This window comes from Kutzneria sp. NPDC051319, from assembly GCF_040682195.1.
In the GTDB taxonomy this organism is placed as follows: domain Bacteria; phylum Actinomycetota; class Actinomycetes; order Mycobacteriales; family Pseudonocardiaceae; genus Kutzneria.
This window is the reverse complement of the sequence record NZ_JBFBAM010000076.1, coordinates 20234-29900: the sequence shown is the minus strand read 5'-3', so window position 1 is coordinate 29900 and position 9667 is coordinate 20234. Positions and strand designations below refer to the sequence as shown.

Sequence of the window (9667 nt, the reverse complement as noted above, 5' to 3'; positions counted from 1 at the left end):
GGCCGACACGGCGCCGTCCGAACGGGCCGAGGTGTTGCTCCGCGCGGCCCAGCTCATCCACGACCATGAGGACGAGTTCGTCCGCTGGGGCATTCGCGACATCGTCGAGCCCGCGACCGGCGCCGTGCTGGGCAGCACTCGGCTGGCCAGCCCGTCGGACGTGGCCGAGGCCGTGACGCGAAGCATTGTGGCGCAACCGAAGTGGGCCGACACGGCGCCGTCCGAACGGGCCGAGGTGTTGCTCCGCGCGGCCCAGCTCATCCACGACCATGAGGACGAGTTCGTCCGCTGGGGCATTCGGGAGTGCGGCGGCATCGCCGGCAAGACCTCGCACGAGGTCCACTCCGGCCGCGGCGAGCTGCTGGCCGCCGCCGGGCTGGCCACCGAGCCGTACGGCCAACTGCTGCCCGCCGCCGGCCGCATGAGCTACGGCCGCCGGATCCCGTTCGGCGCCGTCGGCGTGATCACGCCGTGGAACTTCCCGCTGGTGCTGGCCCTGCGCGCCGTCGCCCCGGCGCTGGCGCTCGGCAATTCCGTGCTGCTCAAGCCCGATCACCAGACCGCGGTGTACGGCGGCGCGCTGATCGCCCGCCTGTTCGAGGAGGCCGGCCTGCCGCCCGGCGTGCTGGAAGTGTTGCCCGGCAGGGCCGACGCCGGTCACGCCCTGGTCGCTGACCCCCGCGTGCCGATGATCTCCTTCACCGGCTCCACCCGCGCCGGCAAGATCGTCGCCGCCACCGCCGCCGAACACGTCAAGAAGGTGTCGCTGGAGCTCGGCGGCAACAACGCGATCATCGTGCTCGCCGACGCCGATCCCGACCAGGCCAGTTCGCTCGGCGCCTGGGGTTCTTTCCTGCACCAGGGCCAGATCTGCCTCACCACCGGCCGTCACCTCGTGCACCGCACGATCGCCGACGCCTACCTCGACCGCCTCGCCGCCCGCGCCGCCGCGCTCAAGGTCGGCGACCCCACCGAGGCCGACACCCAGATCGGGCCCATCATCAACGCCGCCCAGCTGGCCGGAGTCGACCGCATCGTCCGCGCCTCCGCCGACGCCGGCGCCTCCATCCGCACCGGCGGCACCCACGAGAACCTGTTCTACGCCCCCACGGTTCTGGCCGACGTCACCCCGGACATGCCCGCCTTCACCGACGAGATCTTCGGCCCGGTCGCCCCCGTCACCGTCTTCGACTCCGAGGAGGAGGCCGTGGCGCTGGCCAACTCCACTGCCTACGGCCTCACCGCCTCGGTCATCACCGCCGAGCCGTTCCGCGGCTGGAAACTCGCCGAACGCCTCCGCGCCGGCGTGGTGCACGTCAACGACACCACCGTCAACGACGACCCCGCCGTCCCCTTCGGCGGCGTCGGCGCCTCCGGCAACGGCGGCCGCTACGGCGGCCAGGCCAACTGGGAGGAGTTCACCCAGTGGCAGTGGGTAACTGTCCGCGACACCCCACCCACCTACCCCTTCTGACCCCACCTGCGGACGCAGGTAAGGCGTCCTTCCCTGCGTTCAACGCAGGGAAGGACGCCTTACCTGCATCGGGCTACGGCTCGCGGGCCGCCCGGTGTTGTTGCTGGGCAAGGAAATGGGCCGTGTCCGAGGTCGCCGGGTACAGCGAGCGGTAGTGGGCGTAGAAGTCGTCGTACACACCACCGGAGGCCGGCTGGACGGTCTGCACCACCGGATTCCAGCCGGAGATGTCGATGCCGTCGGCGGAGGCGGCGAGCATGGCGTCGCCGAGGCTGGCGCCGATGGTTTCCCGGGTGAGCTGCTGGGGCAGACCGGTGACGTCGGAGACGATCTGGGTCCACAGGCCGCCCTGGGTGCCGCCGCCGACCGCCACCAGCCGCCGGGCGGCGCCACCGGCGGCGGTCATGGCCTCCAGGTTGTGGCGGACGCCGTAGGCGGTGCCCTCCAGAACTGCACGGTACAGTTCGGGAGCGCCGTGGGACAGCGTCAAGCCGGCGATCATGCCCCGGGCGGACGGGTCGAACAGCGGGGTGCGCTCGCCGGCGAAGTAGGGCAGCACAAGCAATCCACGGCTGCCGGCGGACACATCGGAAGCCCTGGCAACAAGATCGGCGAACGAGCCGCCGACCAGACCTCGCAGCCAGTCGGTCACGGCGCCGGAGGTGGCCATGCCGGCAGCCAGGGTGCTGGTGCCGGGAAACACGCCGGAAGTGGTCCACAGGCCCGGATGCGGCCGTGGCTGGTCGACGACCTGCACCAGGAACATGGTGGTGCCGTACATGACCATGGCGTCGCCGGGCTCCCGCACGCCGACGCTGACGGCCTCGGCCCAGGCGTCGATGGTGCCGGCGGTGACGGGCAGCCCCTCGGGCAGGCCGGTCGCACGAGATGCCGCCTTGCTCACATGGCCGACGACCTCGGTCGGCCACGCCAAGGACGGCAGCGGCAGCCCGGGCGCGACGACGGATGCCCAGTCGAGGGCCCACTCCCGCCGCCCAAGGTCGTACAGCGGCGAGCACTGGCTGGCCGAGTGGTGGTCCAACACGTACCGACCGGTCAGCCGGTGCACCAGGAACGACGACGCCATCAGCAGCATCCGGGTCCGCGCCCAGACGTGAGGCTCGTTCACGGCCAGCCACCGCAGCTTGGGCCCCACGGCCTGACTTGTCAGCGGCGAACCACCCCGCCGCAGAATCTCGTCACCGCCGAACAGGTCCGTCAGTTCCGAGATTTCCACGGTTGCCCGAGTGTCGACGCCGTAGAGGATCGCCGGCCGCAGCGGCGTCCCGTCCTCGGCGCAGGGCAGCAGGCACGGCCCGATGCCGGAAACGGCAAGACCGTTCAGTCGTTCACCGCCGGCCGCCTGGACCAACTCCCGCGCGATCTCGACGAAGTCGCGCCACCACACGTCCTCGGCATCGTGCTCGAACCGGCCGGGCGCGGGCGTCGACACGGCGTGCGGGCGGGCGACCCGGTGCCGGACGGCGCCGTCCGCGGCGAGCAGAACTCCCTTGGAACCCGACGTTCCGATGTCGATCCCTACATACATCCACCTATCCTCGTCGACATGGATCACATCGCGATCGTCGGCGCGTCGGTGGCCGGCCTGACCGCGGCCGAGACGCTGCGCCGCGAGGGCTACCAGGGCCGCCTGACGCTGATCGGCGACGAGGCGCACGGGCCCTACGACCGCCCGCCGCTGTCCAAGCAGGTGCTGGCCGGCCAGTGGGAGCCGGAGAAGACGCAGCTGCGCAAGGACGAGCACATCGCGGACCTGAACGCCGAGTTCCGCCTGGGCACACCGGCCGCCGGCCTGGACCTGGACGCCCGCGAGGTCGTGCTGGCCGACGACGGCCGCGTCGGCTACGACGGTCTGGTCATCGCGACCGGCGTCGCCCCGCGCCGGCTGCCCTTCGGCCACGACCTCGAAGGCGTGCACGTCCTGCGCACGCTGGACCACGCCGGCGCGCTGCGGGCCGAGCTGCTCCAGCAGCCGAAGACGGTGGTGATCGGCGCCGGCTTCCTCGGCGCGGAGGTGGCCGCCACCGCCCGCACGCTGGGCCTGGACGTCACGCTGGTCGACCCGCTGCCGGTGCCGATGGCGCGTCAGCTGGGCGAGACGGTCGGCAAGCTGCTGGAGGAACTGCACCGCGACAACGGCACGAGGGTGCTGATGGACACCGGCGTCGCCGAGTTCCTCAGCACGAACGGCCATGTCACCGGAGTGAGGCTGACCGACGGCAGCGTGCTCGACGCCGGCTGCGTGCTGGTGGCGATCGGCGCGACCCCGGTCACCGACTGGCTCAAGGGTTCGGGCCTGACGATCGACAACGGCGTGGTCTGCGACAGCCGCTGCCAGGCCGCGCCCGGCGTCTACGCGGCGGGCGACGTGGCCAACTGGGAGCACCCGCGGTATGGCCGGATGCGCCTTGAGCACCGCATGAACGCCACCGAGCAGGGCATGGCGGCGGCCCGCAACCTGCTCGGCGCGGACCAGGAGTTCGCCCCGGTCCCGTACTTCTGGACCGACCAGTACGACGCCAAGGTCCAGGCGTACGGCCAGGTCGGCGAGGGCCTGGAGTACGCGGTGGTGACCGGCGACCCGGGCGAGCGGAAGTTCACCGCCTTCTACGGCCGCGACGGCGTCGTCACCGGCGGGGTGGGCTGGAACCTGCCGCGGGAGATGCGCAAGCTGCGGCAGGCCGTGGTCGACCGCGTCCCCATGCCGTGAGAGAAGGCGGCTCGGCATTCGCGGCGGAGCTGGAGCGTCTGCTCACCAGCCGCGGCATGTCGTGGCGGGTGCTGGCCGACAAGGTCGGCTACACGCCCAGCTGGCTGAGCAAGGTCAAGAACGGCACGCCGCCGTCGGCCGAGTTGGCGCGGCGCTGCGACCAGGTGCTGGACGCGGGCGGCCGGCTGATGGCGCTGGCCACCGAGGCGGTCCCGTCGCGGCCGGCGCAGCTGCCGGCCGCCGCGGCCCGCTTCGTCGGCCGCGAGCGGGAACTTGGCCTGCTGCACGAGGCCCTGGTCGACGACCGCCAGCTCGGCACGCCTGCCGTGGTGGCGGTCGACGGCTCGCCCGGCGTCGGCAAGACGGCGCTGGCGCTCAAGCTCGCGCACGACGTGGCGACGCAGTTCATCGACGGCCAGCTGTACGTCGACCTGCGCGGCTACTCCCCTGACGGCGGCCCGGCGCGCCCGACCGACGTGCTGGGCGACTTCCTGGCCGCACTGGGTGTCTCGACCGACTCCATGCCGGCCGAACAGGAGCAGCGGGCCAAGCTGTTCCGGTCGCTGGTCAACCAGCGCCGGCTGCTCATCGTGCTGGACAACGCCGCCGACTCCGTGCAGGTCGAGCCGCTGTTGCCGGGCTCCGGCTACTGCGCGGTGATCGTCACGAGCCGACGCCGCCTGTCCGGCATGGCCATGCGCACCAACGCCCGGCAGGTCACCTTGGGCCCGATGACCGGCGCGGAGTCGCAACTGCTGCTGCGCAACGTCATCGGCGACGACCGCGTGGACGCCGAGCCGGCGGCGATCACGGCCCTGGCCAAGCACTGCGCGTACCTGCCGCTGGCGCTGCGGATCGCCGCCGAGCGGGTGGCCACGCACCCCCATCACCCGGTGGACGAGCTGATCGAGGAGCTGGATTCCGACGAGCACCGGCTCGACGGCCTGGCCACCGACGACTCGCTGGCCGTCCGGTCGGTGTTCTCGTGGTCGTACCGGGATCTGTCGAGCGAGTCGGCCCGCATGTTCCGCCTGCTCGGGGTGTTCCGCCGCGGCCAGATCAGCACGCCTGCGGCCGCCGCCCTGGCCGGCGTGTCCCCGGTGCAGGGCCGACGGCTGCTGGAGCGGCTGGCCAGCGTGCACCTGGTCGAGAGCATCGAACGCGATCGCTACCGCATGCACGACCTGCTGCACGTCTACGCCGGCGAGCTGGTGCAGTCCGAGGAGACGGACGAGTCCCGACGGGAGGCCGCGGTCCGGCTGACCGACTGGTACCTGCGGACCGCCGAGCGCGCGAACGAGGCGTTGGCGCCGTTTCGGGTGCATATGCTCGAAGTGCCGGCTTCCGGTCCGAGCGTCACGCCGCTGGACTTCGACTCGCCGGTCGAGGCGCTGCGCTGGTGCGACGGCGAGGTCGCCAGCCTGTTGCCGGTGATGCAGACCGCCCTGGCCTACGGCCTCACGGGCACCGCGTGGCGGCTGTGCATCGCCTCATGGGACTACTTCAAGCTGCGGATGCCGATGGGCGTCTGGGTGGCCACGCACGAGCTGGCCGTGCAGGCCGCGCGGGCCGAGGGCGACAAGTACGCCGAGGCGTGGGTGCAGACCAACCTGGCCGTGGCCAAGCACCGGCTGCACGAGTTCGACGCCGCGACCCGCCTGTACGAGACGGCGCTGACCACCCGGCGCGAGATCGGCGACCGGCACGGCGAGGCGTGGACGTTGGCCGGACTGGGGCTGCTGGCCGCCGAACAACGCGATCCCGATGCCGCACAACCGCCGGCCGAACAGGCGCTGGCATTGTTCCGTCACCTCGGCGACCGGCACGGCGAAGTGACCACAATGGCCACTCTGGGCGAAGTGCGGCAGTTGCGGGGCGACAATCACGGCGCCCTCGTCACGTTGCACGAAGCGCTCTGGGTCGCGCAGGACAGTGATGACGCCTCGGATCAGGCGGAAACGCTGCTGACCATCGCCGACGTGTATCTGGCCGACGGGCAGCCCGCCCGCGCACTGGACAGCCTGGACCAGGCGCTGGTCGCCACGCGCGATGTGCGCAATCGCATGCTGGAGGCGGGCGCGCTGTTTCGGCGCGGCATCGTGTTGCGTGAGCTGGATCGTGCCGGCGAGGCCGAGGAGTCGCTGGCCGCCGCGCTCGCGCTGTACGAGGAGGTCGACGACCACCGGGCCGGCGATGTGCGGGCCGAGCTCGACGCGCTCGTTCAATGAATTTCAATGAACGCGAGCCCCGCTCGCCGTGACGCAGCCGACAGCAGCGGACCGACGATCGGGTGTTTCCACTTTTGCTCAACTCGTCAACACTGTTGCAGCGCCGCCGCATTCGACATAGTTGACTCGCGCGGTGCCGTCGTCGGCGGGCGGGTCCACTGGGGGTGGCCCTGCCCGTCGGCGGTAAGTCCCAGGACAAGTCTTAGGCCAAGTCGAAAAACACCATCGGATTGTCCCGGCCGGTGCGGATCGGCTCGTCCAGGCCGAGTTCCCGTTTCACGGCAAGCAGTGCTGCAAAGGTTTCCGGTGCGCGCTTGACCGAGGGCGTGAAGTAGTCGATCTTTTGTTCGGCCAGCCAACGAACCAGCACCGCGCCCTCGCTGAACGGCATCGGCCGCCGGCCGTGGAACACGTCGTGCACACTCACCGGCGTGCCGCTCAACCGCCCGAACAGCGCCCCGATATACCACCGCGCGAAGCTCGCGCTGTGCGCCGCGTCCAGAAACAGATAGTCGATATTCCCAGGCAGCTGAGTCTTTCTCACGTCGCCGCGCGTGAACGTCCATCGTTGCCCGGCCAGGTCCTCCGGCACCGACCGCACCACGTGATCCACCACGTCATACGAGAACAACCGCCCAGACCCGTTGTCCCGCAAAGCACTCAGCAACCAGGTCGTGGACCAGCCGTGGAACGTGCCGATCTCCACCACCGTCTCCGGCCGCAGCTCGCGCAGGCGGAGATAGGTCAGCTCCGCCTCGACGTCGTCGAGCTGCGCTCGGATTCCGGGCAGCCGCCGACGCTGCTCGTCGCGAACGGCGGCGAGATCGTCGGCGTACTTGCGGTACAGGTCGGAAGCGGCGGCAAGGTCCACGGCCCCGACGCTATCGCCTCGGCCCCCGGCCCAGCACCTTGCCCAGGCCGCGCACGCTGCGTTCCAGGTCGGAGCCGAACGGGTTCTCGTGCACCAGGTACGTCCAGGTCGCGGTCGGCCGGGCCAGGCCCTCGCCGCTCAGGTCCACGCCGTCCTCGGTGATCTTGGCCGTCTCGAAGGTCTCCACCGTCCGCTCCCACGAGGTGCGGAACAGCGCCTTGAACGCCGGAATCGCCGCCCGGTGGTACTCGGCGATCGGGCTCTCCCGGGACAGCGCCCACAGGTGGATGCCCTCCCGCAGGTCGGCCAGCATGGCCAGGTGCTCGGCCCAGCCGCGGTCCAGGTGCAGCAGCGCGATCTGACGGGCCGCGTCGACCAGGACCTCCTCGCCGACCTTGTCCAGCACCTCCTGGTACCGGTCGGGGCTGTCCTTGCGCAGCTCTTCGGCCGCCTTGTCGGTGCGCAGCAGCTGGTCGCGGCGCTCGCTGAGCATCTTGCGGTGCTGCGCGGAGAGCTGGTTGTACCGCCAGGTGTTGGCGTGCACCTCCAGCTGCTCGGCCTCGGCGACCCGCTGGGCGTGGCCGATGGTGTGCGGGGCCAGCTTGTCGGTGACGCGGCCGTCGTCCTCGATCGTCGCCGGCCCCGGCTCCTCGGCCGCGAACTGGACGACGATGTCGTCGCCGAAGCTGGCGAAGAACACCGACCGCCCCGGGTCGCCCTGCCGGCCGGCGCGGCCACGCAGCTGGTCGTCGAGGCGGGAGCTGTGGTGGCGGGCCGTGCCGATCACGTACAGGCCGCCCAGCTCGGCCACCCGCTCGTGGTCGGCGCCGTCCGCGCCGCCGAGGCGGATGTCCGTGCCGCGGCCGGCCATCTGGGTGGACACCGTCACCGTGCCGAACTGGCCGGCCTCGGCGACGATCGCCGCCTCTTCGGCGTCGTTCTTGGCGTTGAGCACCACGCAGGGCACGTCGGCCTCGGCCAGCCGGGCGGCCAGGGCCTCCGACTCGGCCACGTCCTGGGTGCCGATGAGCACCGGGCGGCCGGTCTTGTTGGCCTCGATGATCTCCTCGACGATCGCCGCGTTCTTGTCCACGACCGTGTCGTAGATGCGGTCCGGCTCGTCGATGCGGATGCAGGGCACGTTCGGCGGCACCTCGGCCACCTGGAGGTCGTAGAAGGTGCGCAGCTGGTCGGCCGCGGCCAGCGCGGTGCCGGTCATGCCGCAGACCTTGGGGTAGCGCTTGAGCAGGGCCTGGACGGTGATCGTGTCCAGCACCTCGCCCGTCTCGCTGGCCGCGAGGGCCTCCTTGGCCTCGACCGCCGCCTGGAGGCCGTCCGGCCAGCGCTGGAGGCGAGCCACCCGGCCGCGCGAGGGGTTGATCAGCTGCACCTTGCCGTCACGGACGATGTAGTCGACGTCGCGGCGCAGCAGCACCTCGGCGTGCAGGGCCACGTTCACCCTCGGCAGGGTCGTGCCCACGTGCTCCGCCGAGTACAGGTCGATGCCGCCCAGCGCGCGTTCCACCGCCTCCGAGCCCGCGCCCGTCAGGTAGACGTTGCGCTGCTCGTCGTCCATCTCGTAGTGCATGCCCGCGCGCAGCAGGCGCACCACGTCCGGCAGCTCGCGGTCCGGCTCGCCGGCCGCCGCCGCGCCCGCCAGCACCAGCGGCACCCTGGCCTCGTCCACCAGCACCGAGTCCGCTTCGTCGACCAGCGCCACGCCCGGCTCCGGCGACACCAGGTCCTCGACCCTGGTCACCGTGTGGTCGCGCAGCTCGTCGAAGCCGATCTCGCTCACCGACGCGTATGTCACGTCCGCCGCGTACGCCTCTCGCCGCCGGTCCGGATCGCAGGGGCCGCTGATCCAGTTCACCGTGACGCCCAGCAGCTCGTACAGCGGGCCCATCCACTCGGCGTCGCGGCGGGCCAGGTAGTCGTTGACCGACACCACGTGCACCGGCCAGCCCTTGAGCGCGTAGCCCGCCGCCGTGATCGCGCCGGCCAGCGTCTTGCCCTCGCCCGTGGCCAGCTCCACCACGCGGCCCTTGAGCATCCAGGCCGACGTCATCAGCTGCACGTCGAACGGCCGCTCCTTGAGCGTGCGACGGGCCGCCTCCCGGCCCAGGGCCAGCAGCTGCGCGAGGTCCTTGTCGTCGTAGTCACCGCGGTCGTCCCGCCGCAGCGTCCCCGCCGCCTCCGTGAGCTGCTCATCCGTCAGCTCACGGACCTTTTCCTCGCGCGCGCCGGCCGCGGCCACCACGGCGTGCAGCTTGCTCGTCTCTCGAGCAACCGCACGGCCCTGCAGCAGCCGCCAGAACCCGGTCGTCAGGCGCTTCTTGCGCTCCCCCGCCACAGCACCTGTT

At 71.5% G+C, this 9667-nt stretch carries 6 protein-coding genes; 3 read left to right on the top strand and 3 right to left on the bottom strand.

Annotated elements, in window-relative coordinates; genetic code table 11:
- A partial coding sequence (locus tag AB0M73_RS41650) for a benzaldehyde dehydrogenase (protein WP_363903734.1) occupies positions 1-1474 on the top strand: 1474 nt, incomplete at its 5' end.
- A gap of 73 nt (positions 1475-1547) precedes the next feature.
- Here the strand turns inward: AB0M73_RS41650 and AB0M73_RS41645 are convergent.
- Entirely contained in the window at positions 1548-3023 is a 1476-nt protein-coding gene (locus tag AB0M73_RS41645) for an FGGY-family carbohydrate kinase (RefSeq protein WP_363903731.1), read from the bottom strand.
- Positions 3024-3041: 18 nt separating this feature from the next.
- On the opposite strand from AB0M73_RS41645, the gene AB0M73_RS41640 reads away from it, so the two are divergent.
- Positions 3042-4205, top strand: a complete 1164-nt coding sequence (locus AB0M73_RS41640) for an FAD-dependent oxidoreductase (RefSeq protein ID WP_363903728.1) — start codon at positions 3042-3044, stop codon at positions 4203-4205.
- Positions 4202-6433, top strand: coding sequence for a tetratricopeptide repeat protein (locus AB0M73_RS41635; protein WP_363903725.1), 2232 nt, complete (start codon positions 4202-4204; stop codon positions 6431-6433). The genes AB0M73_RS41640 and AB0M73_RS41635 overlap by 4 nt, the downstream gene beginning before the upstream one ends.
- A gap of 202 nt (positions 6434-6635) precedes the next feature.
- Here AB0M73_RS41635 and AB0M73_RS41630 read toward each other — a convergent pair whose 3' ends face one another.
- Entirely contained in the window at positions 6636-7304 is a 669-nt protein-coding gene (locus tag AB0M73_RS41630; protein WP_363903723.1) for a class I SAM-dependent methyltransferase, read from the bottom strand.
- Positions 7305-7314: 10 nt separating this feature from the next.
- Entirely contained in the window at positions 7315-9657 is a 2343-nt protein-coding gene (gene secA2, locus AB0M73_RS41625; protein WP_363903720.1) for an accessory Sec system translocase SecA2, read from the bottom strand.
- Positions 9658-9667: the final 10 nt, after the last annotated feature.